Origin of the sequence: Embleya sp. NPDC020630 (assembly GCF_044334985.1) — a bacterium.
Lineage (GTDB): Bacteria > Actinomycetota > Actinomycetes > Streptomycetales > Streptomycetaceae > Embleya.
The window spans coordinates 102,725-128,372 of sequence record NZ_JBIRUB010000010.1; the positions used below are offsets into that span (position 1 = coordinate 102,725).

The window sequence follows — 25,648 nt, forward strand, 5'->3', positions numbered from 1 at the left end:
CACTCGGACCGCACCCACCTGGGGTACCGCTGATGATTCCGCTGTCGTACGCGCAACACCGGATCTGGTTCCTCAACAAGCTGGACGACGGGACGGGCTACCGCATCCCGTTGGTGTACCGACTCGTCGGGGAGCCGGACGTGGCGGCGCTGCGGGCCGCGTTCACCGATGTCCTGGCCAGACACGAGAGCCTGCGCACGGTCTTTCCCGAGTCCGACGGCACCCCCCGCCAGGTGGTCCTGGAGGACTCCGCGGCCTGGCCCGTCCTGGCGGTCGAACGAATTCGGCCGCCGGAACTGCCCGCGGTCCTTCGAGCCGCGGGAGCGCACGTCTTCGACCTCACCACCGAAGCGCCCGTGCGGTTCACCCTGTTCTCGCTCGGACCGGACGAGCACGTCCTGCTGATCCTCCTGCACCACATAGCGGCGGACGGCTGGTCACGAGAACCACTCCTGCGCGACCTGGCGACCGCCTATGGGGCGCGGTGCGCGGGGCGGGCGCCGGGCTGGGATCCGCTGCCTGTCCAGTACATCGACTACACCCTGTGGCAGCGTGAACTGCTCGGCGACGAGGCTGATCCGAACAGTCTGATCAGCGAGCAACTGGCCTACTGGCGCGGCGCCTTGGCCGGCATCCCGGAGAATCTGTCGCTGCCCGTGGACCGGCCGCGGCCGGCCGCGGCCTCCCATCGCGGCGAGACGATCCCGATGCTGATCGCACCGCGAACGCACCTGGCCCTGATCGAGCTGGCCAAAAAGGAGCGGGTCAGTCTCTTCATGGTGTTGCAGGCCGGGCTCGCCGCCCTGTTGACCCGGCTGGGCGCCGGCACCGACATCCCCATCGGCTCGGCCGTCGCCGGCCGGTCCGACGAGGCGATGGACGATCTGGTGGGGATGTGCGTCAACACGCTGGTGCTGCGCACCGACACCGGCGGTAATCCGTCCTTCCGGCAACTCCTGGCCCGGGTACGGGAGACGGACCTGGCGGCGTACGCACATCAGGACGTGCCGTTCGAACGGCTCGTCGACGTGCTCGCCCCCTCCCGTTCGGCGGCGTGGAACCCGCTGTTCCAGGTCATGCTCGTCCTGGAGGACCGCACCACGAACCTCCCCTACCTCCCGGGCCTGCCGGCCACCGAGGAAGAGATCGACAACCCGGACTCGAAAGTCGACCTGTCGCTCCATCTCCGGGAGCGACAGACCGACGACGGCAGCCCCGACGGCCTGGAAGGCGGCCTGGAGTTCGCCCGCGATCTGTTCGACTCGATCACCGCCGAACACATGGTCGAACGGCTGGAGTCGGTGCTCGCGGCCATGGCCGCGGACCCGGACCGCTCCATCGGCGACGTGGAGATTCTCCGGCCCGGTGAGCGCGGCGCCCTCCTCGGCGCGTGCCGCCCGGCCCCGGCTCGAACCCGGGAGCAGTTGCTCCCCGGGCTCTTCGAGGCGCAGGTGGCGCGTACTCCGGAGGCGACGGCACTGATTGCCGGACAGGCACGCACGACCTACCGGGAACTGAACGCGCGGGCCGACCGGCTGGCCCGATGGCTGACCGGCCGGGGTATCGGCGCCGAGGACATCGTGGCGCTGCTGCTGCCCCGCTCCATCGACGCGGTCGTCGCCATGCTCGGCGTGCTCAAGGCCGGCGCCGCGTACCTGCCCGTGGATCCGGATTACCCGGCCGCCCGGATCGCCTTCATGCTCACGGACTCGGCGCCCGCGCTGCTCGTCACCACGGGGAGCACGGCCGGCCCCGCCGGGGCGGGCGCCGTCCCCGTTCTGGACATCGCCGCCTGGCAGCACGAGGCGGCGGACATGCCGCGGGAAACGGGACCGACCCGCAGTGCGCGGGCCGATGTGCCGCACGAGGCGAACGCCGCCTATGTGATCTACACCTCCGGTTCCACCGGCCGCCCCAAAGGGGTGGTGGTGGAACACCGTTCCCTGGCCGCCTATCTGGAACAGGCACGGGCGGCGTATCCGGGCGCGGCCGGGTCGAGCCTGGTCCATACCTCGCTGTCCTTCGACCTGACGGTGACCGCCCTGTACACCCCGCTGGTGAGCGGCGGGCACGCGCGGTTGGACGAGTTGGCCGGGTCCCACACCGGCCCGCTCCGCCATTCCCTCTTGGACGTCACGCCGAGCCATCTCGACCTGATGGCGGCGATGCCGGTGGATCCGTCGCCGACCCGATGCCTGCTGATCGGCGGTGAGGCGTTGCGCGGGGAGTCGCTGGCCGGGTGGCGGGAGCAACACCCGGACGTCGTGGTCCACAACCTCTACGGCCCCACCGAGGCGACCGTGGACTGTGCCCGGTTCCGGCTCGACCCGGGCGAGCCCACACCGCCCGGACCGGTTCCCATCGGCCGCCCCCACGACGGCCTGGGCATGTACGTCCTGGACGAGCGGCTGCGCCCGGTGCCGAGCGGCGTCGCGGGCGAACTGTACGTGGCGGGTCCGGCCCTCGCGCGAGGCTATCTGGGCCGGTTCACGCTGACGGCCGAGCGTTTCGTGGCGGATCCGTTCGGCCGGGCCGGTACCCGGATGTATCGCACCGGTGACCTGGTCCGCCTGCGCTCCGACGGCGAACTCGAATACGTCGGGCGGGCGGACCATCAGATCAAATTGCGCGGCCACCGCATCGAGCCGGGCGAAGTGGAGGCCGCGCTGCTGGCCCTGCCCGGGATCTCCCGGTGCGCGGTCGTGGTCCACGAGCGTTCTTCCGACGACAGACGCCTGATCGGGTATGTCGTCCCGACCGGTCCGGTGGCGAGCGTGAGCCCGGCAGCCGTCCGGGCGGCCCTCGCCGACGCACTGCCCGCGCCGATGATCCCCTCGGCCGTCGTGGTCCTTGCCCAACTGCCGCTCACGCCACACGGCAAGCTCGACCGCGCCGCTCTTCCGCCGCCGCAGACCGACGCACCGGTCGGTGACCGGCGAGCGCCGCGCACCCCGGCGGAGGCGTCGCTGTGCCAGGTGTTCGCCGAGGTGATCGGCGTCGACACGGTCGGCATCGACGACGGATTCTTCGAGTTGGGCGGCCACTCGCTGCTCATGCCGCGATTGCTCGCCCGGGCCAAGGAGGCCCTGGGGCTGGAACTGACCCTGAAGCAGGTATTCGTGCGACCCACCGTGGCGCAGCTGCTCCGGGACCGGCCCGCGACGGCGGACCTGCTCGGCCCGCTGATCCGCCTACGCGGCGGAACGGGTCGGCCGCTGTGGTGCATCCATCCGGGGAGTGGCCTGGGCTGGAGTTACGCGGGCCTGCTGCCGTACATTCCGGCTCGACACCCGGTGTACGCCCTCCAGGCGCGCGGCCTCGACGGCTCCACCGCCCTGGCCGGCAGTTTCCCCGAGCTCGTCCGGGACTACTGCGCGCGGATCGTCGACATCCAACCGAACGGGCCGTATCTGCTTGCCGGTTGGTCCTTCGGCGGAGCCGCGGCCCATGCCGTCGCGGTCCGACTGCGCGCAGCGGGGCATGCGGTCGCTCTGCTCGCCGCCATCGACGCCTGGCCGGCGGGCGTCGATACCGATCGCGACACCGAAAAGCCCTCCGACGTCCGGCTGGTGGCCTTCGACGGTGGGGAGGCGATGGCGGCCCTGGACGAGGAGTCGGTGGCCGCGCTGCTGCGGGCCACCGCCAACAACATCCGCCTCCTGCGGGATCCGGGGATCGTCCCGGAGTTCTTCGACGGCTCGCTGCTGCTCTTCGAGGCCGCGCCCGGCGGCCGAGGAACGCGGGCCGGGCAGCGGTGGCGGTCCTGCATCGGCGGGGACATCGCGGTGGTGCCGGTGGACAGCGAGCACCTGCGGATGATGCGCCCCGCGGCGCTGCGCGTGATCGGACCGGTCCTCGCCCGGGCGTTGCGATCGACGATGCCCCTGTCGCCGGCGATCAAGGAGCGGATCTGACATGTGCGGCATCACCGGGTCCATGGTCCTGCACAACGCTCGACCGACGACGGCCGAGGTACTGGAGCGGATGAGCGATACGTTGACGCACCGCGGCCCGGACGCGGCGGGCGCCCTGATCCAGGACGGCGTGGCGCTGGCCTGCCGCCGGCTGAGTCTGGTCGACCTCGCAGGCGGCGGGCAGCCGATGTCCAACGAGGACGGCAGCGTCACGATGGTGTGCAACGGCGAGATCTTCAACCATGTCGAGCTGCGCGCCCTGTTGCTCGCCCGGGGCCACCGATTCGGGTCGTCCTGCGACGTCGAGGTGATCCTGCACCTCTACGAGGACGAGGGGCCCGAGCTGTTGGCGCGACTCAACGGCCAGTTCGCGTTCGCGATCCACGACCGGCGCAGGCGACAGCTCTTCCTCGCGCGCGACCACGCCGGGATCGCTCCCCTGTACTACACGGACACCGGCGGGCACTTCGTCTTCGGATCGGAGATCAAGGCGATCCTGGAACACCCCGGCGTACCGCGCGATGTGGACCTCACCGGTCTGGACCAGGTCCTCACCTTCCCCGGGCTGGTGAGTCCGCGCACCATGTTCCGCGGCATCGAGAGCGTGCGCAACGGCCACTACCTGATCGTGCGGGACGGTGTCGTCACCGACCGGTGCTACTGGGCCCTGGACTACCCCCGCGACGACGTAGCGCACCGGCCCGACGAGTTCTACCCGGAACACCTGCGTGAACTGCTCACCCGGGCCGTTCGGCTCCGGATGCGGGCCGACGTCGAGGTCGGTTTCTATCTCAGCGGCGGCCTGGACTCCTCGCTGATCGGCGCGCTGGCGTCGCAATCGGGGCCCCCCGCCCACTCCTTCTCCATCACCTTCCCCGACGCGGCCATCGACGAGTCCGGGTATCAGCGCCTGATGGCGACCAAGGTGGGGTCCGTGCACCACGAGGCGGTCTTCACGGAGCAGGACACCGTCGCCGAACTCCAGCGCATGGTGCGCCATGCCGAGTGCCCGGTGAAGGAGACCTACAACACCTGCTCGCTGGTCCTGTCGGCGCTCGCGCGAGAACACGGCGTCAAGGCGATCCTGACCGGCGAGGGGGCCGACGAACTCTTCGGCGGGTATCCCGGGTACCGGTTCGACGCGGGTGGGCGCGGCCCGGTGGTGTCGGGCGACCCGTTGGAGGACGCCTTCGAGGACGACCTTCGCGCCCGGCTGTGGGGCGACCCGGAGCTCTTCTACGAGCGCCGCTACCACGCGTGGCGGGACGCGAAGTTCGAGCTCTACTCCGAGCAGGCCAGGGCCGCCTTCGAGGAGTTCGACTGTCTGCGCCACCCGGTCGTCGACCACGAGCGCCTGGTGGGCAGGCCGCGGCTCAGTCAGCGCTCCTATCTGGACTTCACCCTGCGGCTGTCGGACCACCTGTTGACCGACCACGGGGACCGGATGGCCCTGGCCAATTCCGTGGAGGCCCGCTACCCGTTCCTCGACCGCGACGTGCTCGATTTCGCCACGCAGGTTCCCAACCGGCTCAAGGTGGGCGCGCGGGGCGAGAAGCTCGTGTTGAAACAGGCCGCGGAGGCACTGGTGCCGCCGGAGATCATCCGCCGGGAGAAGTACGGGTTCCGCGCGCCCGCGAGCCCTCGGCTGCTGCGGCGCAACGTCGAATGGGTCGACGACCTGCTGTCCCCGGCGCGCATCGCCCGGCAGGGCTACTTCGATCCGGCGGTCGTGGAGCAGTTGCGCTCGCGCAGCCTGGACGCGGGCTTCGACCTGCATCCGCACCTGGACGACGATCTGTTGCTCGTCGTCCTGACGTTCGGAATTCTGCTGGACACCTTCAACCTTCCCGGTCACGTGTGAACGCGGGTCGAGCAAAGGAAACCGCAATGGCGTTCGAACCGATCCAGTCGCTTGTCGCCCGCGCGATCGACCGCTTCCCCGACCGAGTCGCCGTACAGACCGCGCACGGCTCGCTGCGCTATCGCGAACTGGATCAACGCGTGGACGCCGTCGCGGCCGAGCTGTACCGGTGCGGAGCCCGGGCCGGCTCCGTTGTCGCGGTCCTCGCCGGCGATCGGGCCGAGCTGACCGCGGCCCTGCTCGCCGTCCTGCGGCTGGGCGGTGTGGTGGTCCCCTTCGACGTGGGCACCCGGCCGGATCGGCTGGGCTGAATGCTGCGCGAGGCGGACCCTGATCTCCTGGTCGTCGGCGCCGACGACGGCGATCTCGCGGAGGACGTGCGCGACACGTGCGACCGGGCCGGCCTGGTCGATCTCGGCACGGTCAAGGACCGACCCGGGAACGACTACCCGCCCCACGTGCCGGCGCCAAACGATCCCTGCTACCTGTTCTTCACCTCCGGCTCCACCGGCCGGCCCAAGGGGATTCTCGGCCGGCTGAGCGCGGTGGACCACTACATCCGCTGGGAGGCGGAGCTGCTCGGCGCCGGTCCCCAGTGGCGGGTGGGCCAGCTGATCTCGCCCGCGTTCGACGCCGTGCTGCGCGACCTGCTCCTGCCGTTGAGCGTGGGCGCGACGGTATGCGTGCCGCCCGACGACGTCCGGCTCGACCCGGTCGCCCTGTGCCGGTGGCTGGACCGGGAACGGATCGATCTGATCCACTGCGTGCCCTCGGTCCTTCGCGCCCTGGCGGGCGCGATCGACGCGGTCCGGCCGGGGTTCGAGGCGCTGAAGTGCGTGGCCCTGTCCGGCGAGCGCGTGCTGCCCGCCGACGCCGCCGGCTGGTTCGACCGCTTCGGCGAGCGGATCCGGCTGCTGAACCTCTACGGGCCCTCGGAAACCACCATGACGAAGACCTTCCACTTCGTCACCGCCGCCGATGCCCGGGGCAGGTCCGTCCCGATCGGGCGCCCGATGCCCGACACCGTCGTCCTGCTGCTCGACGAACGCGGCCGGGAGGTACCGCCGGGGCGGGTCGGCGAGATATACCTGCGTACGGCCTACCGCAGCCTCGGGTATCACCGCAGGCCGCAGGAGACCGAACGCGCCTTCATCGCCGACCCCACCCGGCCCGGCGACGACGAAGTCGTCTACCGGACCGGGGACTTCGCCCGCCTGCTGCCCGACGGCACGCTCGACTTCCTCGGCCGCAGGGACCGACAGGTCAAGGTCGGCGGCGTGCGGGTGGAGCTGGACGGGGTGGAGCAACTCCTGCGTGAGGACCCGTCGGTCGCCGAGGCGGCGGTCGTGTCGGTCGAGCCGGACGACGCCCCGCCGTACCTGTGCGCGTTCGTCGAGACCGGCTCCGGAACGGAACCCGAGGAGCTTCGCTCCCGGCTGAGCGAACATCTGCGCGAGCACCTGCCGGACGGCGCGATCCCGGCGGTGATCGTGCCGCTGGAGCTCATCCCGCGCACCATCAGCGGCAAGATCGACCGCAAGGCGCTCACCGTGCCCGTGCGGCCCCCCGCCCGACCCGACCCGGACGCCGTCGCTCCGCGCACCGCCACCGAACGCACGATCGCCGGGATCTGGGCGCGTACGCTGCCGGCCCCGGTCGACGACATACGCACCCGGTTCTTCGACGTCGGCACCTCGCTGGCCGTGATCTCGGTACTGGCGCGACTCACCGAGGAGTTCGGGGTGTCCGTCCCGCTGGCGGACTTCCTGGCGAACCAGACGATCGAGGGCCTGTCGAACCTGGTCGAGCGCTTGCTGCTCGCCGACGACGACGCCGACGACGACCTCTTCGGGAGCTGACATGACCGACCAGCCACTGGACGCCGAGCAGGCCGATTCCGTCGAACGCCGGGTGCGGACGGCCGTGTTGGACCAGGACGGCGTCCTCGACTGCGCCGTCGTGTTCAACGAGGCCGACCCCGCGGCGGCCGGCGCCCGCGCCTGTGTCCGGTGCGGGATCAGCGCGGCGTACCCGGGACTGCGCTTCGACCCGGACGGGGTCTGTTCGCTGTGCGCGCGCTACGCCGCCCATCGATCGGCGATGCACGCCTACTTCCGTGACCCGCGGGAGTTGGCGCCGCGGCTGCGCGAGGCCGCGCGGGGGCGCGGATCGGACTACGACTGCCTGCTGCTGTTCAGTGGCGGCAAGGACAGCACGTATGTGCTCTACCAGCTCGTCGAACTGGGTCTGCGGGTGATGACCTTCACCTTCGACAACGGGTTCATCTCGCGGACCGCGCTGCGCAACGTCGAGACCGTCACCGCCGAACTGGGCATCGAACACGTCACCGCCACCCACGCCGACCAGAAGCGGATCTTCCTGAACTCGCTCCAGGAGCACAAGAGCGTGTGCAACGGCTGCTTCCGCTCCCTCCTGGACCTGAGCACCGAACTCGCGCACCGGCGCGACATCCCCACGGTGGTCACAGGGCTCTCCCGCGGCCAGATCATGGACGAGCGGCTGTCCTGGTTCCACGAGCGGGGCATCTTCGACGTGGCCGAGATCGAGGAGAAGCTGCGGCTGGGCCGGGAGGTGTACCACCGGGCCGCGGGCACGGTCGACGCCGCCGCGGTGAACGCGGTCCAGGTCGTCGACTACTTCCGCTACTCGGCGGTGACGAAGGAGGACGTGCGAACCTTCCTGCGCGAGCGCTCGTCGTTGTGGGCGCAACCCACCGATACCGGGTTCTGCAGCTCGAACTGCATGATCAACGATGTGGGCACCTACGTTCACGCCGCGGAGCGCGGTTTCCACAACTACGAGGCGCCGACCCGCTGGGAGGTACGGCTCGGGCATCTGGACGTCGCCGAGGCGGACGCGGAGCTGCGCGCCCCGGTGGAGACCGCGCAGGTGAAACGGATGCTGGCCAGGATCGGCTATCCGGACCCGGCCGACGCCGACCGGACGGGCGCCCGGCTGGCGGTCTACTACGTCGCCGACCCAAGCGCGTCGGACGACCGGCTCGCGGCCGCGGTGGCCGATGCCCTGCCGCCCGCGCTGGTACCGGCGCAGTGGGTGCGGGTGGCGCAGATCCCCAGGGTCGCGGGCGCCGTGGATCAGTGGGCTCTGCGCGGGATGCACCGCCCGAAGGCCCCGGGCTCGAGGGGCGGGGGCGTCAGCGCGGACGCCGATTCCGATCGCTCGGTCGCGGTTCGTCCGGTACAGCGTCGGATTCTCGATCGGGATCCGGCCCGGGCGGCGCACCGGGCCCGAGCCCTGTTCCTGACCTCGGAGTCCGGTTTCCCGGTCACCGACCTGAAGCGGGTGTGGCTGCAACTGCTGTTGCACCACGAGGCGTTGCGGCTGCGGTTCGACCACGGGGATCAGGGCTGGCGGCAGTCCCGGGGCGGCCTCGGCGGTGCGGTCCACGTCTCGCGGGTGGACCTCACCGGCCAGGACCCGGGCGCGCAGGGGCAGGTGTTGCGTCGGCTCACCGACCGGATGCGGGCCCGGCTGCACGTCGATCGGGGTCCGCTGCTGCGGGCCGCGGTGGTCGACCGGGGCACCCGGCCGGCGGGTCTGTTGATCGTGGTGCACGAACTGGCCGCGGATGTCGAGTCCTGGCGGGTGCTGTTGGCGGACCTGGCCTTGGGGCTGGGACAGCTCCAGGCGGGCTCGGACGTCCGGTTGCCGCCTGCCGCGTCGTTCCTGGACCACCCGGCCGAGCCCGCCGGCGTCGAGGGCGAGGCGGGCCCGGAGGTCGCCGGGGCGGGCTGTGTCCTCCCGGGTTCGCCCGCACCCGAGCCGATCGCCGAGGAGCCGCTCGAAGCGCGCTGCCCGGTGCGCGCGGCGACGGCCCGCGACGTCGCCGCCGCGATCGCGCATGTGCTGGTCGAGGAGTTCGGCGGCGGGCGACTGGTCGCGGACGTCCTCGATCACACCACGCGCAGGCCCGCGGCACGGGTGATCGGTCCGCTGGCCGAAGCGGACCGCTGGGTGGTGACCCCGCTCGCGCGGGGAGCGAGCGTCGTACGGGCCGCGGGAGCGGCCGAGCCGGCTCGGGTGCGCTACGAACACTTCGGCGATCCGGCCGCCGCGCTGCTTCCGTCGGGGGTGGCCTGGACGCTGCGCGACACGGTGTGGCGGGACTTCGCCGGGCCGGGGCACCCGGGCGACACCGATGCGACGATCACCGGTGTCGTCGACGCCGGCGAGCTTGTGCTCACCTGGTGGTGTCCCGCCTCCGTGGGCACGCGGCTGGCGGCGGCCCACATCCCCGAGCGCGTGGCGCGGCGGCTGATCGGGGAGCAGGCCGGCTGAGGTGGCGCGCTCACGCACCCTCGGTGTGCTCGGTGGGATGGGACCGGCGGCGACGGCGGAGTTCCTGCGGCTGCTGGCCGTGCGCGTCGCGGCCGGCAGCGACCAGGAGCACCCCCGGATCCTGATGCTGTCCGAGCCGGGCATCCCGGACCGGACCGCCGCGCTGCTCAGGGGCGACGACGCACCGCTCCTGCCGATCCGGCAGGCGTTGTTCACCCTTGCCGGCTGGGGCGCGGAGCTGCTCGCGGTGCCCTGCAACACCGCGCACGTCTACATCGACCGATTCCGCAGCCGACTGCCGGTGCCCCTGGTGCACATCGTGGAGGCGAGCGTGCGGGCCGCCGAGGTCGCCAGTCCCGACGGAGCCTGGTTGACGGCGACCGCGGGTACCGTCGCCGGCGGCATCTATCAGCGCTATGCGCGGCACCGGGGATATCGACTCCTGCTCCCCGACGAGGCGCTCCAGCAGCGCATCCACGCCGCCACCGTGCTGGTGAAGGCGAACCGGCTGCCGGCTGCCGGCGCGACCCTGGGTTCGGCGGTCCACGAGCTGCTGCGCATCCGGTGCCTGCCGGTGATCAGCGCCTGTACCGAACTCCCGCTCGCCTACGCGCACAGCGGGCTGCCGGCGCAATTCCAGGTGTCCAGCGTCGACGCGCTGGCGTCGGCCTGCGCGCACGCCCTGTACCCCCACCGCGGACCGGTACCGGGCCTGCTCTCGTCGACGGCCCGACGGGCGGTCGCCGGGTCCGGCTCCGGGTCCACGTCCGATCCCCCCGAAGGAGCACGATGACACGCTCACGCCTGTCGAAGGAACGCCGGCTGCTGCGCGAGACGGTCGCCGACTTCGCCCGCGCCAAGGTGGCTCCGGTGATCGCCGATATCTACCGACGCGAGGAGTTTCCCTACGAACTGGTCGCCGCCATGGGCCGCATGGGCTTGTTCGGACTGCCCTTCGAGGAACGCTACGGCGGCATGGGCGGGGATGTGTTCACCCTGTGTCTGGCCATCGAGGAACTGGCCAGAGTGGACTGCTCGGTGGCCGTCGCACTGTCCGCGGGCGTGACGCTCGGCGCGATCCCCATCCATCGGTTCGGCACCGCGGCACAAAAGGAACGCTGGCTCCCCGCCCTGTGCACCGGCGAGCGGATCGCCGGCTTCGGGCTCACCGAACCCGGCGGCGGGACCGACACGGCGGCGGCCCGCACCAAGGCGGAACTCGACGGCGACGAATGGGTGATCAACGGCAGCAAGGCGTTCATCACCAACTCCGGCACCGACATCACCAGCCTGGTCACGGTGACGGCGGTGACCGGTACCCGCGCCGACGGCGCCAAGGAGATCTCCGCGCTCGTCGTGCCGTCGGGCACACCGGGCTTCACGGTGGCGCCGTCGTACTCCAAGGTGGGCTGGTGCGCCTCGGACACCCACGAACTCGGTTTCGCCGACTGCCGGGTGCCGGCCGAGCACCTGCTCGGCGAACGCGGCCTGGGCATCGCGCAGTTCATGTCGGTGCTGGACGAGAGCAGGATCGCGATCTCGGCCGTCGGAGCGGGGATGGCCCAGGGCTGCGTGGACGAGTGTGTGCGCCATGCCAAGGAGCGGACGGCGTTCGGGCAGCGCATCGGCGCGTACCAGTCGATCCGGTTCAAGATCGCCGACATGGAGACGCGCGCCCACACCGCACGCCTGGCCTACTACTCGGCTGCGGCCTCGATGCTGCGCGGCGAATCCTTCTCGAAGGAGGCGGCGATGGCCAAGCTGGTCTCCTCCAGGGCGGCGATGGACAACGCCAGGGACGCGACCCAGATCTTCGGTGGCTCCGGCGTGATGAACGACAGCCCCGTGGGCCGCTTCTACCGCGACGCCAAGATCCTGGAAATCGGCGAAGGCACCACCGAGGTACAACAGATGATGATCGCCGGACACCTCGGCCTGTCCTGACCCCACCGCCGAGCAGGCCCGGGCATGGCGACGGACGTTCGCGCGGCCCGACCCGGGCGCAGTGGACGCCGGCGCCGACGACTCGGGGCGCGAGGAATCCGTTCCCCGGGCTCCGATCACATCTTCACTCCGCCGTGGGCCGGGCAGGCATGGAGCGAGGATTCGAGGGCATACATGATTTCTTCGGATGCACGCGACGGGGAATGCGGGGTGGGCCGTCATGGTTCGGGTCGTCGACGAAGGGAACCGGCGGGTGCCGGTCGGGGCCCCCGTCGTGGTCACCGCGATGTTCGAGGGCGGCGAGGAGATTGCCGCCGCCCGCGCACTGACCCGCGACTTCCTGACGGACCTGCAGGCCGTGCACGGCCTTCCCGTCTCGAACCGCGTCATGGGCGTGGTGCAACTCGTCGTCAGCGAACTGGTGACCAACGCCCGCAGACACGCCCCCGGCCCGTGCACGCTGACCCTGGAGGCATCGGACGGCACGATCGACGTCACGGTGTGGGACGGCGATCCCACGCTGCCGATCGCCCGCGCCGCCGACCCGGGCAGGGTCGGCCAACACGGACTCGAGATCGTCCTGGCCCTCGCGCGGGGCTTCACCGCCCGCCGCGAACCCGTCGGCAAACACATCACCGCCACCATCGCGTTGGCCGACGACCCCGCGGGAGACCCCGCCGGCCGCCCACCGTGACGGACCGCACCCGCCCCGGATCTGCTTGAGGTCCACCCCCCGATTCTTCGGGTGCCCGTAGCCGACCCGGATCACAGCGACTCCAAGAATTCGCGGACGACGTCGATGAACCCGGCTGGGTCGGTCGCATGGACGGTGTGGCCGGTCGGGAGCTCGGCCAAGCGTGTTCCGGGGCGGCGTTGCACCATCGCCTTGGCCTCCACGGATCCGAGGAGGTCGCTTGTGGTGCCGTGGATGAGCAGGGCCGGACAATCGGTGGCCAGCCATTGGCTCCAATAGTCGCCGACCTGTTGGCGCCCGGAGCGGACCATGTCCTCCGGGCTGAACGCCAGGCCCCACCCGTCGGGGAACTCACGCACGGCACCCGTGAGGTAGCGAGCCGAGTCCCCGAGCCCTTCGATCAGACCGGATCGAGTCGCCGCCCGACGCGGCCAGGCAAGAGCGAACGAGAGGTCGTGATCCAGTTCGACCCCGATGTCCTCGATGATCAAGGCCTCGACGCGGTGCGGCTCGCGAGCGGCGAGTTGGTAGGCGTTGACCCCGCCCAGTGAGTGGCCGAGCACGACGGCCCGGCCGACGCCGAGGTGGTCCAGCAACCTCACCGCATCGTCGACGTACCCTGCCCGGGAGTAGTCGGCCGTACGGTCCGAGAAACCGTGCCCTCGCTGATCCAGTGCGATCACCCGCCAGTCGGGCGTCAGTTCCTCGGCCAGGCGGGTGAACGTGCGACCTTCGTCGAAGTGGCCGTGCAGAGCGAGGAGGACACGCCCCGACCCGCCGAAGTCGAGGAACGACAACCTCCTCCCGTCCACGTCCAGACAGGCTCTCGACGGTTCGGCGGGGATCTCGCCCGATATCCGTAGTGTCATGGGAACAGCATGCCTGGGGTCACCGACAGCGAAGCTCACGCCGGGAGCAGAAGCGACGCGAAGTCGAGGAGGCGCGGCCGCACGCCCCGGGTACGTCCCTGGTGAGCCCGGCCCGGAATCCGACCATCAGCTCGGCGGGCGGATCGACAGGGTGTGACGAAAGACGTCCCGGGGGTCCCACTTGGCCTTGACGCGTTGCAGGCGTGGGTAGTTGGCCCCGTAATAGAGGATGTACCAGGGGACGCCGGAGGTGTTCCGGGCCGGATCCGCCAGGTCGTTGTCGGGGTAGTTGATGTAGGTGCCGTCGCTGACCTCGCCGGGCACCGGGGCGCCGCCGGTCTCGGCGTAGACGTCGCGGTAGAAGGCGCGGACCCACGCCAGATTGTCGGCGTCGTCGTCCTCGCTCAGCCAGAGCGTCTGGTAGACCGCCTTCATGATCGCGCCGCGTTGGGCGATCGCGGTGGCGTCCGGGGCCACCGCGCCGACCCGGCCGCCGTAGCCGATGAGCAGCATGCCGCCGTGCTCGGTGCCGGTGTCGTCCGTCAGGTAGCGGTGGACGGTGTCGAGTTGGGTATCGGTGAGGGAACGGCGCAGATAGCCGGCCTTGAGCTTGTACCGACGGGTGAACACGTCGCCGGGTTCGCCCAGGCCGGGCCAGGTGGTGAGGTGCATCCAGGGCATGGTCAGCCCCTGGTTCACGATCGGTTCCACGTCGGTGTCGCCGCGGATCGCCGTCACGAAGTCGGCCACCATCGCGGCCGCGTTCGGGATGTCCGCGTCGATCTGCACGATCATCTCGAAGGACGCGGCCTTGCGGTGTCTGGGCAGCATGATCGCGTACAGGCCGGCGTACGGCGAGTCCGGTGCGCTCCAACGCTCGTGCCAGCGGCCGAAGTTGCGCAGAAGGGACGTGAACACGTGCGCGGTCATCCGGTCGTCCCATGCCCACACGACCAGGTATTCCAACATGTCGCGCGGCGCGGGCGGCAGCACGTGGGACGGATCGTGGCCCTCGGCGTCCGGCGAGCGCAGCCAATACCGGGTGACCACACCGAAGTTGCCGCCGCCCGCCCCGGTGTGTGCCCACCACAGGTCGCGATGGGGGTCACCCTCCTCGCGGGTCGCGACCACCGCCCGCGCGGTGCCGTCCCTGCCGACCACGACCACTTCCACGCCGTACAGATGGTCGACCACCGAGCCGTAGCGGCGCGACAGCGGCCCGTATCCACCGCCGACGAAATGGCCACCGGCGCCCACCTCGGGGCATCCGCCGGCCGGGATGGTCACGCCCCAACCCTTGGCCAGGGTCCGGTACACGTGTCCGAGCGTGGCCCCGGGCTGCACCGCGAACGCGCCGCGTCCGGCGTCGTATCCGACCGCGTCCATCGGTGACAGGTCGAGCAGCATCCGTACGGCCGGGTCCGCGGTGAAGTCCTCGAAGCAGTGGCCGCCGCTGCGAACCGCGATGCGCCGACCGGTGCGTACCGCGTCGGAGACGGCGCGCACCACCTGCTCGGTCGAGCCGAGCACCCGGATCTCGCCCGGACGACCCACGAACCGGAAGTTGTTGCCGCGTACCAACGCGCCGTAGCGAGCGTCGTTCGGCCGCACCGTCACGGGCCCGAACGCGGTGGCCTCCGGCGGTGCGGCTGCCTGTGGCGGCGCGGGAGTCTCGGGCGGCGCCGGGGCCGCCGGCGCCTCGGGCGTCGGATCGGCGGGCGCGGCGGCGGCTTCAGGGCCGAGCGCGCCGGCCAGTCCGCCCGCGGCCAACACACCGGCGGCGCCGGCGAGCAATCCTCGACGATCGATCGAGGAGGGCTTCGGATCGGGTGGATTCATCACGATCTCCCTCTGTCCGGACCCGCGTCGCCGACCGAACTCCCGCCCGCCGGCGCCCCATACGGCGATCCTCCCGCACCCGGAAGGACCGGGACATCCGCCGAATCCCACGACTCGACAAAAACCCCGACGGAGCCAACGGCCACCCCGCCCTCGATGTGCGCCTTGCTCCCGTTCTCGCCTCCGTAGGCGTCGATCCGGACGGGCTCCCCGTCCGCCCCCTGGGCGGGGACAGGCCGGATGGCTGAGCCGACCGCGCCGACTGCCGTCACGCGCCGTGGGTCTCGCGCCAGGCTGTCCGGCGGGCGCGGTCCGTATCGCGCAGACGCGCGGCGAGGGCGACGAACTCCTTCCGGGCCTTGTCAGGGTCGCGGTCCTCGAGGAGGAAGCCGGCGTAGGAGTCGAGGTTCCAGCTGAAGAGCACACCGTGCCGGGCGAAATACACGGCCAGGGCGCGGATGCGGAAGGTGTCGGCGGTGTCGAGCCAGGCGCCGGTCAGCATCTTCCACAGGCGACGGCGGCCCCGGGTGTGCGCGTCGTCGGCCCTTACCAGCGACACCACTTCCAGCAATGTCGCGCCGTTGGGGCCGTTGAGCAGGAAGACGTTGTCGTCCCAGTGCTCGAAGATCACCGGGTTGGTGATGCCCCACGGTCTGCCGACCGGTGGATCGCCGGCCAGGCGACGCATCCGCGACAGCGCGCCGGAGGCGTTGAGCCGCTGTGTCAGGGCCAGCGGGTCGGCGATCACCTCGTCGTCGGCGGTGCGGTGCAGTTGCGTCACGGTCGGTGCGTCGTCGCGAAAGATCCGGAACAGCGGGTGCTCGACGCTGTCGTTGCGGTAGGCGTACTGGAACGACCCGAGGAGCCAGCACAACCGGGTCAGGCCCTTCTCCGCTCCGGGCCCGCCGAAGTGGCCCGGTAAAGCGTGCGCGGCGAAATAGGCCCGTATTCGCTCGAACAGCTCGGCCAACGGCGCCTCGTCGGGCAGACCGGGACGCGAGAAGCGGCGGTGGTCGCGCTCGTGCGAGGAGAAGTCGTCGCCGACCGTCGCTCCGGCATCCCGCATGGTTTGCAGGTCGAGCCAGCCGTCCGGCGTCGGGCGCATGTCCAGCGCCCGACGCCGGAAGTGTGCCGGGAGCGGGGCGTGGGTCGGATACCGTGCCGCCTGGGCGTCGGCCCAAGACCGCGTGACCAGCCCCGCCCGGGCCAGGCCCAGCAGCGCGGAATAGGGCGGGGCGGGCTGGATCAGTGCGCCGAGCCGCAGAGCCAGGGTCCGGTCGGCCTGGCTCCAGTGATGCCTCTCGACCTTGCCTTCGGGCCGGATGATCGCGTGCTCGCGCAGGTGCTCGGTCACGCGCCTTGCTGCCTCTTCCGAGCCGGTCAGCCTCGACTGGCACCATTCGCCCAACTCACCGTGGTAGAGATGCGAGATGATCGACACACGGTGATCGTATGTTCGCCGGCCGGCGTTCGGGACCCTCCACGCGCCTTCGTTCGGCGGGCGCCGCTCGTCGCACGCTCGGCCCGGTCCGCGGCGGGTGGGCAGGGTCGAAGATCGTCCGACACCCGCCGGCACGCACCGTGGCAGGCTCCTCGCGGAACCCGCCATCCGATGGTCGACGAGCGAGTCGGAACGATCCTTCCGGCGCCGGGTGTCGGTTGCGGAGGTCGAACACGCCCCGCGCGACGAACGGTCAACCCGGTCGACGGCTGAGTGTGCCCCGAACGAGGAGTCCGGCGCCGCCGAAACCGCCCGGCCCGGTGACGGCTCGGTGCTCAGGTCCTCGAGTCGGCTCGCGCCCTCGGGTTCGACGCCTTCGCATGGATGGCCTGCGCTGCCTCAGGTGCCGTCGGCGCCGAAGCCTGCGACGGCCAGCCGGAAGGCGCGGTCCGCCTGCGTCGCCGGGTCGGCGTGATTCTCGGTGGCCAGGGCGATTCCGACGATCAGTACGAGCAGATCGTCGATGGTGATGTCCGGCCGGACGGTCCGGTCGTCGATGGCCTTGCGCAGCAGCACGGCTCCGGCCGCACCGATGGCCGGCGCACAGGAGTCCGGGGTGGCCTCCTTCCCGAGGGGCTCGTAGGAGAGGACGTCTGCCAGACCGCGTGCGGCGAGCGAGTAGGCGAGCAGTTCGCGCAGCCATTGCACCAGCGCGGAGCGGCTGTCGTGCTCGCCGCTGAGCGTATGAGCGCGGTCACACAGGTCGTGGACGCGCTGTTTGAAGACGGCTTCGAGTAGGGCTTTGCGGGTGGGGAAGTGGCGCCGCACGGTGGCTGATCCGACTCCCGCGATACGGGCGATTCGTTCCAGGGATGCCTGGGCTCCCTGGGCCGCCACCTCGGCCTCGGCCACGGCCAGGATGTGCGTGTGGTTGCGGCGGGCGTCCGAACGCCGGCCGGTCATGATCTCCCCAACATTGATAAACGGCGGGCCCCGCCGTATCGTAGCGAACACGAAACGGCGGGCCCCGCCGTTTATGCCGCGCGGCCGACGAGGAGAAGACGTGCACATGACCGATACCGCGATACCGGTTCTGGTCACCGGCGCCACCGGCCGTCAAGGCGGTGCCACCGCCCGGGTCCTGCTCGCGCAAGGAACACCGGTGCGCGCCCTGGTGCGCGACCCGAGTACGCCGCGAGCACGAGCCGTCGAAGCACTCGGCGCCCACCTGTTCGTGGGCGATCTCACCGAACCGGCGACGCTTGAGGCGGCCGTGGACGGCGTGCGGGCCGTCTTCTCCGTGCAGATGCCCGCATACACCGAGCAGGGGTTCGACTTCGCCGGCGAGGTCCGCCAGGCGGACAACCTCATGACGACTGCGCGGGCCGCCGGCGTGGAGCAGTTCGTCCAGTCCTCCACCAGCGGCGTGGGACAGCACGTCGAGGCCCCGGGCTGGGCCGAAGGACGCTGGGCGGCACTGGAAGCCCCGCTCGGCACGAAGGCCGCGATCCAGGACCGGCTGCGCGAACTCGACTTTCCGTATTGGACGTTGCTCAAACCGTCGTTCTTCATGGAGAACTTCGAGCCGTCCATGCGGTTCTACTTCCCCCGCGGCATCGAGGGAGGACTGGTCACCATCGTGGCACTCGTGGCAGCCAAGGACGTGGGCCGAGCGGCGGCGGCTGCCCTGTCCGCTCCCGCCGAGTTTCATCGAGTGGAACTGGAGCTCGCCGGCGACTACCTGACCATGGCCGAAATCGCCGAGATCCTCTCCCGCGCCGTCGGAGTCCCGCTGAGCGCCCCGGACATGACCGAGGAACAGGCACGTGCGGCGGGCATGGGAGACATGGGTGCCACGCACGAGTTCATACAGGTGGTCGGCCAGCCGGCCCGGCCGCGGTTCGCTCGTGCGCTGGGCATCGAGCCGACCGGCTTCGAAGAGTGGGCGCACGAGCATCTGCGAACCGCCGCCTGAGCGGGAGCGCGATCCATCGCGGTGGTGATCACAAAAGTGCGGCCGGCGGTGTCGCACGCGCCGACCGGGCCGCTGTCGCCGGCGCCTGCCTGAATCACTCGCGCACCCGACTCCCCGGAACATCCGAGCCGTTGGACCCGAGGGACGACACACCGGACGAGGTGTTCGGCCGCGCACACGACGGGATCCGGCAGCGGCCCGCTTCGTTGCGATCGCGAAACCGTGATTGGATGACGAGGGTGACGGCAAGCACCGATGACATCGAGAAGGCGGCGGCCGTGCTGCGCGCCGGCGGCCTGGTGGCCCTGCCCACCGAAACCGTCTACGGACTGGGCGCCGACGCCGAGGACCCCGCCGCCGTCGCGCGCATCTTCCAGGTCAAGGGGCGTCCGCCCTCTCATCCTCTCATCGTCCACATCGGCGGGGCGGAGCACCTGGACGACTGGGTGCAGGACGTGCCCGCGACGGCGCGTCTGCTGGCGGAACACTTCTGGCCGGGGCCGCTCACGCTGGTTCTGCGGCGCGGCAGCCGGGTGCCCCTCGAAGCGACCGGTGGCCTGGAGACGGTCGCCGTGCGCGTGCCCGACCATCCCGTGGCGCTCGCGCTGCTGGCGGCCTTCGGCGGGGGTGTGACGGCTCCGTCCGCCAACCGGTTCGGCCGGGTCAGTCCCACCGCGGCGAACGACGTGCGTGCCGAGTTCGGGGATGCCGTCGACTTCGTCCTGGACGGCGGCCCCTGCGAGGTCGGCGTCGAATCCACCATCGTCGACGTCACGGGGGATGTCCCGAGCATCCTGCGGCCCGGCGGGGTGACGCGCGAGGACCTCGAAGCGGTTCTGGGGTTCCCGCTCCCGGTCCCGTCGACCAGCCCCATTCGAGTACCGGGCCGGCATCCTTCCCACTACGCGCCGCAGGCGCGCGTCGTCCTCGTCGAGCCCGGGAAGATCGTCGCCGAAGCGGAACTCGCTCGGGATCTGGGACACCGGGTGGGTGTCTTCCTGCCGGCATCCCTCACCGGCACGCCGGTGAAGGCCCACGCCGTGGTGGCGGTGCCTGCTTCGACAGCCGCCTACGCGCGCGGGCTGTACGGGTTCCTGCGCCAACTCGACCGGCAGGGGTGCGACCTCATCATCGCGTCCTTGCCGGAGGAGGAGGGACTGGGACTGGCGATCGCCAACCGGCTCCGCCGCGCCGCGGGACCGCGACCCACCCCGTAACCGCTGATCGCGATGGGCTGGGCGCGCTGCGGCACCCGCGTCACGCGGCGATGGCCGAAGTGTTCACGTTCGGCTCGGTCGGCGCGTACGCAGCGGTGCGTCGCGCCGACGCGGAACTCCTCGAAGTATCGCCCTCGTTGCCGGGCGGCGACGCCGAAGCGTTCAGGAAGCCGGGGGACCGGGACGTGCCTCGTCGAGTCCGCGGGAGGCGACGAGGCGGGCGCTGCCGTCGGCCAGCCGGTAGGACAGGCCCACCACGCCGACGCGGCCTGCGGCCAATCGCTCGGCCAGGACGTGGGAGCGTTCCAGCAGGAGGTCGACGGTGTGCTCGATGTGCTCGGCCAGGATCTCGTCGGCCGTGTCGCGTCCGGCGGCGCGGGCCGCGAGCACGCTCGGGGTCACCCGTTCGACGACGTCGCGCAGGAAGCCGCCAGGCGTCTGCCCGTCCGCCAGGGCGGAGTTGGCCGCGGCGATGGCGCCGCACGAGTCGTGGCCCAGGACGACGACCAGTGGCGCGTCGAGGACGCTCACACCGAACTCGACGGAGCCGAGCACCTCCGCACCGACGACATGCCCCGCGGTGCGGACCACGAACAGGTCGCCCAGCCCCCGATCGAAGATGATCTCGGCGGCCAGTCGGGAGTCGGAGCACCCGAACAGCACGGCGAAGGGCTGCTGGGAGGGAGCGGTCTCGGCGCGGCGCGTCGCGTCCTGGTTCGGATGCTCGGGAGAACCCGAGACAAAGCGTTGATTACCGGCCAACAGCAGTTCGAAGGCTTCGCGGGGCGTCGGGATCCGTGGGTCGGTCATGACCGCAGCCTATGCATTGACCAGTGAGGTTGCCGAGGCGGCCGGCGGGTGGGCGGCCTCCGGGTTCGCCAATCGGCGGCGGCGGGCCATGCGGACGATCGGACCGGCCACGGGGTCCGGCCGCAGCGCTCGCGGAGGAGACTCCCGTCGGGTCGGGTCGTGGTCGGTACCCGCCACCTGGTTCGGCGCCGAGTGGGTGGTGCGCCCAGCCGATGGGGCCGACGGTCGCCGTCCGCTCGGTTGACATTCGTCACCACGACGGACCAATCCGCGCGTCGATCCGCTCCGAAGATCCCATAAAGGAGACCGAGGCGACCGCGCCGCGGTCCCGACGTGAGGGGCGATCGCATCGATGTTCGACACCGTTTCCACCTCCGCGGGCCATCCATCCGCACGCCGTGGCGCACGCATGGGCCGGGTGGCGGTGGTGGGTTCGGGGGTGGCCGGCCTTACCGCCGCGTACGAGTTGTCCCGGGCGGGCGTCGACGTCGAACTGTTCGAGGCCGACGGGCGCCTGGGCGGCCACGCACACACCCGGACGGTCGTGGAGCCCGACGGCCGGGTATCGGCGCTCGACACCGGCTTCCTGGTGCACAACGAGCGCACCTACCCGCACCTGGTGCGACTGTTCGCGGAACTCGGAGTGCGTACCCGGGACAGCGACATGAGCATGTCCGTGCGCTGCGACGGGTGCGGCCTGGAATACGCGGGCGCCCGAGGGCTGCTCGGGCTGCTCGGCCGGCCCGATGTCGTGCTGCGTGGCAGATATCTGCGGCTTCTCACCGAAGTACCACGCTTCCACCGGGCGGCCCGCCGCCTGCTCGCCGACCCTGCGGCAGGTGATCCCACCCTCCGCGAGTTCCTCGCGTCCGAGCGGTTCTCGACCTACTTCGTGCACCACTTCATCACCCCGGTGGTCGCGGCCGTGTGGTCCTGCGCCCCCGATCTGGCCGGCGACTACCCCGCGCGCTACCTCTTCGTCTTTCTCGCCAACCACGGCATGCTCGGCGTGAGCGGCTCACCGACCTGGCGCACGGTCGTCGGAGGCTCCCGAACCTACGTCGACAAGATCGCCGAACGCCTCACCACCGTGCATCGCTCTGCCCCGGTCCGGGCGGTACGCCGCCACAGTGACGGCGTCACCGTGATCACCGACGACGGACGCGGCACCCCGGCCGACGCCGTCGTCGTCGCCACCCACGCCGACCAGGCCCTACGGCTCCTCGCGGACCCCACCACGGGCGAGCGCGAGATCCTCGGCGCCTTCACCTACTCACGCAATCCCACGGTGCTGCACCGCGATTCCACCGTCCTGCCGCGCGCGCGATCGGCCCGCGGCTCCTGGAACTACCGCATGCCGCACTGCACCACCCCCTCCGATCGGGTGCGGGTCAGCTACCACCTCAACCGGCTATTGCACCTGGAAGGCGTCGGAGACTACCTGGTCACCCTCAACGAGGACCCGCGGCACCCGATCCCCGAACACCTGGTGCTCTCGCGCACCGTCTACGAGCATCCCGTCTACACCGCACGCACCCTCGCCGCCCAGCGCCGCCTGTCCGAACTGGCCGGCGGGCGTACCGCGTTCGCCGGCGCGTACCACGGCTGGGGATTCCACGAGGACGGCTGCCGCTCCGGCGTCGAGGCGGCCGGATCCCTGCTGGGGGTGAGCGCACCGTGAACATCCCGCCCGGCCCCTGGGGCGCCGTCCTCTACGACACCCGCATCACCCACGTGCGCACCACACCCCACCGGTACGCCTTCCACCACCGTGGATACCTGTGGCTGATCGACCCGGACCGACCTCCGGTCGTGCCCCGACCGCTGCGGCCCCTGGCGCGATTTCGGCCGAGCGACCACATCCAGGACGCCGCCCACCCGGGACTGACGATCCGTCAGGACCTGGCGCGCTACCTGGCCGCGCGAGGCGTGCGGCTCGGCACCGGCCGGGTGCTGATGCTCACCCAGGCGCGGTCCCTCGGATACGTCTTCAACCCGCTGACCGTGTACTGGTGCCGCGACGACCAGGGCCGTCCGCTGTGCACCGTCGCCGAGGTGCACAACACCCACGGCGGCCGGCACCGCTACCTCCTGCGCCCGGATCCCGCGGGTCGGGCCCGAACCGCCAAGGAGTTTCCCGTCTCGCCGTTCTTCCCGGTCGACGGGCACTACCGGTTGGTCCTGCCGGAGCCCGGCGAGCACCTGGACCTGACCGTCCACTTCGAGCGCGCGGGCGGTCGGGCCTTCACCGCCACCGTGCACGGCACCGGTCGACCCGCGAGCCCCATCGCCCTGCTGCGTGCCGCGCTCACCCACCCCTTCGCCACGTGGGCCGTGAGCCTGCACATCCGCTACCGGGGCGTGCGTCTGTGGCTGCGCGGCCTTACCGTCCATCCCCGACCCGGCTCCGATCCATCGTCCGTGAACCCCACGCCCCCCGAAGAGGTGCCCGTCCCGTGACCACACAGGCCTCGCCGACGCCTGTCGTCCACCCCGACCGCTGGCCCGACGTCGCCCGCGTACCGCACGCCCCGCTGCGCGCGGCCGTCGTCGAACGCCTCCTGGACCGCGTCGCCACCCGCCGCGCCCTGCGCGTCGAAGGCCCCGGTGGCCGCGTCCTGCACCCGGCCCCGCCCGGCGCACCGGTCCTGCGTCTGCACCGACCGCGCGCGTTCGCGCACCGCGTAGGCGTGAGCGGCCTGATCGGCTTCGGCGAGGCCTATCAGGCCGGCGACTGGGACAGTCCCGACCTCGTCGCCCTCCTCACCGCGCTCGCCACCGACCCGCAGACCCTCGTACCGGGATTCGCGCAGCGGCTGAGGCGACTGCACGTTCGACGGCCGCCGCGCGAGGACCTGCCCACCGCCGCGAACGCCAGACGCAACATCCGCCGCCACTACGACCTCTCCAACGAACTGTTCGCCTTGTTTCTCGACCCGACGATGACCTACTCCTCGGCGCTTTTCCCGACCGGGCCCGACGGCAGGCCGATGGCCTGCTTCGCGGGATTGCCGGCCGCGCAACACCGCAAGATCGACCGGTTGCTCGACCTCGCGCACGTCGGCCGCGACACCCGGGTGCTGGAGATCGGCACCGGCTGGGGCGAACTCGCGATGCGCGCCGCGGCCCGCGGCGCCCGGGTGGTCAGCCTGACCCTCTCCGAAGAGCAACTCGTCCTGGCCCGGCGGCGGATCGCCGACGCCGGACAGGAACACCGGGTCGAGGTCCGGCTCTGCGACTACCGCGAGGCCGAGGGCACCTACGACGCCGTGGTCAGCGTCGAGATGATCGAGGCCGTCGGCCGGCCGTTCTGGCCCGACTACTTCACCACCCTCGACCGTCGACTGGCACCCGGCGGGCGGGTGGCCCTCCAGGCCATCACGATGTCGCATCAGCGGATGCTCGCCGCCGCGGATACCCGGACGTGGATCCTCAAGTACATCTTCCCGGGGGGCCTCATCCCGTCCGTGCGGGCGATCGTCGAGAACGCCGCCCAGCACACCCGGCTGCGGGTGGTGAGCGTTCAGGCGTACGGTCCGCACTACGCCGAGACCCTGCGGTTGTGGCGCGAGCGCTTCGCCGCACACGCGCGCGACGTCGCCGCCCTCGGCTTCGACGAGGTCTTCCGCCGCACCTGGGAGCTGTACCTCGCCTACTCGGAGGCCGGATTCCGCAGCGGCTACCTGGACGTGCACCAACTCGTTCTGACCCGCGAGGAATCGACGCCGTGAACCCGGCGACAGCGACCGGCGATGTGCCGACGCCTCGACCGGGCGAATCGTCCACGCCGTCCGGGCATCGAGTCCTCGCCACCCGTCGATATGAGGAGCCATCGTGAACGGGGCCGCCTTCTCCGCCAACCTCGTCATCACCGCCGCGGTCGCCCTCGGCGTGTTCCTCGCCGCGTTCGTCGTCGGTGCGCGCACCGGGCGACACCGCGGCGTGGATGTCGCCTGGGGGTTGGCGTTCGTCGCCGTGGCGGCCACCGGGTACGTCCTGTCAGACGGGCACGGGGACCCGACGCGTCGAGGACTGGCCACCGTGCTGGTCGTGCTGTGGGGGACTCGATTGTCCGCGCACATCTGGTGGCGAGCCAGGGGCGCACCGGAGGACCGCCGCTACGCCCGCATGCTCTCGCGGGCCCCCGAGGGCCCGGCCCGTACCCGATACGCGCTGCGGATGGTCTACCTGCTCCAAGCGGGCATCGTGTGGTTCGTGTCGCTGCCGGTCCAGGCGGCGCAGTACGTCTCGTCCGCACCCGGCGCGCTCGCCTGGGCGGGTGGGGGCCTGTGGGCGGTCGGCCTGTTCTTCGAGGCGGTGGGAGACCGGCAGCTCGCGCGGTTCAAGTCCGACCCGGCCAATCGGGATCACATCATGGATCGCGGCCTGTGGCGCTATACGCGCCACCCGAATTATTTCGGCGACGCCTGTGTGTGGTGGGGTCTGTTCCTGCTCGTCGCCGACACGGCCGTCGGTTGGGCTTTCGTCCTCAGTCCGCTGTTGATGACCTATCTGCTCGCTTTCGGCAGCGGGAAGCCGATGCTCGAGCGGCAACTGGCCGTCGAGCGACCCGGTTGGACCGAGTACGCCGACCGCACCAGCGGCTTCCTGCCGCTGCCGCCCCGCCGCGCTCCGGTCACCACGACCCCCCCGAAGCCGCGGCGGTGATCTTCGACGGCCCGCTCCCACCGCGTGCCCGCCGGCCGGTCGGCGGGCCTGGGCGATGGTCGGTCCCGGGTACCTTCGGGCCGCCTCATCCGATGC

Annotated in this window: 18 protein-coding genes and 1 pseudogene; 14 read left to right on the forward strand and 5 right to left on the reverse strand. The window is 71.3% G+C overall.

What is annotated here, in order from left to right:
* The first annotated feature begins 32 nt into the window (after positions 1-32).
* The 8 genes and pseudogenes from ACH4XV_RS30150 to ACH4XV_RS30185 all read left to right on the forward strand — a co-directional run bounded on the left by ACH4XV_RS30150 (position 33) and on the right by ACH4XV_RS30185 (position 12,733).
* Positions 33-3,914 carry an amino acid adenylation domain-containing protein gene (locus tag ACH4XV_RS30150; protein WP_395795248.1) on the forward strand — a complete coding sequence of 1,294 codons (3,882 nt, stop codon included), beginning with the start codon at positions 33-35 and terminating at the stop codon, positions 3,912-3,914.
* A 1-nt stretch (position 3,915) separates the two neighbouring features.
* Positions 3,916-5,775: an asparagine synthase (glutamine-hydrolyzing) gene (asnB, locus tag ACH4XV_RS30155; protein WP_395795250.1), complete on the forward strand. Its 1,860-nt coding sequence runs from the start codon at positions 3,916-3,918 to the stop codon at positions 5,773-5,775.
* A 26-nt stretch (positions 5,776-5,801) separates the two neighbouring features.
* Positions 5,802-7,292, forward strand: a pseudogene (locus ACH4XV_RS30160) (amino acid adenylation domain-containing protein); the annotation flags it as partial.
* Between the two features lie 39 nt (positions 7,293-7,331).
* The gene (locus ACH4XV_RS30165; RefSeq protein WP_395795618.1) at positions 7,332-7,634 is read left to right on the forward strand and encodes a phosphopantetheine-binding protein; all 303 of its coding nucleotides are present in this window, start codon (positions 7,332-7,334) and stop codon (positions 7,632-7,634) included.
* A gap of 1 nt (position 7,635) precedes the next feature.
* Positions 7,636-10,095 carry a condensation domain-containing protein gene (locus ACH4XV_RS30170; RefSeq protein ID WP_395795252.1) on the forward strand — a complete coding sequence of 820 codons (2,460 nt, stop codon included), beginning with the start codon at positions 7,636-7,638 and terminating at the stop codon, positions 10,093-10,095.
* A gap of 1 nt (position 10,096) precedes the next feature.
* Positions 10,097-10,888: an aspartate/glutamate racemase family protein gene (locus ACH4XV_RS30175; RefSeq protein WP_395795254.1), complete on the forward strand. Its 792-nt coding sequence runs from the start codon at positions 10,097-10,099 to the stop codon at positions 10,886-10,888.
* Positions 10,885-12,039 (forward strand): acyl-CoA dehydrogenase family protein, encoded by a 1,155-nt coding sequence (locus ACH4XV_RS30180; RefSeq protein ID WP_395795256.1) that lies wholly within the window; start codon positions 10,885-10,887, stop codon positions 12,037-12,039. Before ACH4XV_RS30175 ends, ACH4XV_RS30180 begins: the two co-directional genes overlap by 4 nt.
* A gap of 220 nt (positions 12,040-12,259) precedes the next feature.
* Positions 12,260-12,733, forward strand: a complete 474-nt coding sequence (locus ACH4XV_RS30185; protein ID WP_395795258.1) for an ATP-binding protein — start codon at positions 12,260-12,262, stop codon at positions 12,731-12,733.
* Positions 12,734-12,804: 71 nt separating this feature from the next.
* Here ACH4XV_RS30185 and ACH4XV_RS30190 read toward each other — a convergent pair whose 3' ends face one another.
* The 4 genes from ACH4XV_RS30190 to ACH4XV_RS30205 form a co-directional block, all read right to left on the reverse strand.
* Positions 12,805-13,602, reverse strand: a complete 798-nt coding sequence (locus ACH4XV_RS30190) for an alpha/beta fold hydrolase (RefSeq protein WP_395795260.1) — start codon at positions 13,600-13,602, stop codon at positions 12,805-12,807.
* 126 nt (positions 13,603-13,728) lie between these two features.
* The gene (locus tag ACH4XV_RS30195) at positions 13,729-15,441 is read right to left on the reverse strand and encodes an FAD-binding oxidoreductase (RefSeq protein WP_395795262.1); all 1,713 of its coding nucleotides are present in this window, start codon (positions 15,439-15,441) and stop codon (positions 13,729-13,731) included.
* Positions 15,442-15,709: 268 nt separating this feature from the next.
* On the reverse strand, positions 15,710-16,882 hold the full coding sequence (locus ACH4XV_RS30200) for a hypothetical protein (protein WP_395795264.1): 1,173 nt from the start codon (positions 16,880-16,882) through the stop codon (positions 15,710-15,712).
* Between the two features lie 399 nt (positions 16,883-17,281).
* On the reverse strand, positions 17,282-17,845 hold the full coding sequence (locus ACH4XV_RS30205; protein WP_395795266.1) for a TetR/AcrR family transcriptional regulator: 564 nt from the start codon (positions 17,843-17,845) through the stop codon (positions 17,282-17,284).
* 106 nt (positions 17,846-17,951) lie between these two features.
* Here ACH4XV_RS30205 and ACH4XV_RS30210 point away from each other — a divergent pair, with 106 nt between their 5' ends.
* Together ACH4XV_RS30210 and ACH4XV_RS30215 are read left to right on the forward strand one after the other, a co-directional pair.
* Positions 17,952-18,857: an NmrA family NAD(P)-binding protein gene (locus tag ACH4XV_RS30210; RefSeq protein ID WP_395795268.1), complete on the forward strand. Its 906-nt coding sequence runs from the start codon at positions 17,952-17,954 to the stop codon at positions 18,855-18,857.
* 230 nt (positions 18,858-19,087) lie between these two features.
* On the forward strand, positions 19,088-20,074 hold the full coding sequence (locus tag ACH4XV_RS30215; protein ID WP_395795270.1) for an L-threonylcarbamoyladenylate synthase: 987 nt from the start codon (positions 19,088-19,090) through the stop codon (positions 20,072-20,074).
* A gap of 162 nt (positions 20,075-20,236) precedes the next feature.
* Here ACH4XV_RS30215 and ACH4XV_RS30220 read toward each other — a convergent pair whose 3' ends face one another.
* Positions 20,237-20,884: a carbonic anhydrase gene (locus ACH4XV_RS30220; RefSeq protein WP_395795272.1), complete on the reverse strand. Its 648-nt coding sequence runs from the start codon at positions 20,882-20,884 to the stop codon at positions 20,237-20,239.
* A 409-nt stretch (positions 20,885-21,293) separates the two neighbouring features.
* Here ACH4XV_RS30220 and ACH4XV_RS30225 point away from each other — a divergent pair, with 409 nt between their 5' ends.
* The 4 genes from ACH4XV_RS30225 to ACH4XV_RS30240 all read left to right on the forward strand — a co-directional run bounded on the left by ACH4XV_RS30225 (position 21,294) and on the right by ACH4XV_RS30240 (position 25,552).
* A complete protein-coding gene (locus tag ACH4XV_RS30225; RefSeq protein ID WP_395795274.1) occupies positions 21,294-22,565 on the forward strand; it encodes an NAD(P)/FAD-dependent oxidoreductase in 1,272 nt (423 codons plus the stop codon).
* The gene (locus ACH4XV_RS30230) at positions 22,562-23,344 is read left to right on the forward strand and encodes a DUF1365 domain-containing protein (RefSeq protein ID WP_395795276.1); all 783 of its coding nucleotides are present in this window, start codon (positions 22,562-22,564) and stop codon (positions 23,342-23,344) included. The genes ACH4XV_RS30225 and ACH4XV_RS30230 overlap by 4 nt, the downstream gene beginning before the upstream one ends.
* Positions 23,341-24,615: a class I SAM-dependent methyltransferase gene (locus tag ACH4XV_RS30235; protein ID WP_395795278.1), complete on the forward strand. Its 1,275-nt coding sequence runs from the start codon at positions 23,341-23,343 to the stop codon at positions 24,613-24,615. The genes ACH4XV_RS30230 and ACH4XV_RS30235 overlap by 4 nt, the downstream gene beginning before the upstream one ends.
* Before the next feature lie 103 nt (positions 24,616-24,718).
* On the forward strand, positions 24,719-25,552 hold the full coding sequence (locus ACH4XV_RS30240; RefSeq protein ID WP_395795280.1) for a DUF1295 domain-containing protein: 834 nt from the start codon (positions 24,719-24,721) through the stop codon (positions 25,550-25,552).
* Positions 25,553-25,648: the final 96 nt, after the last annotated feature.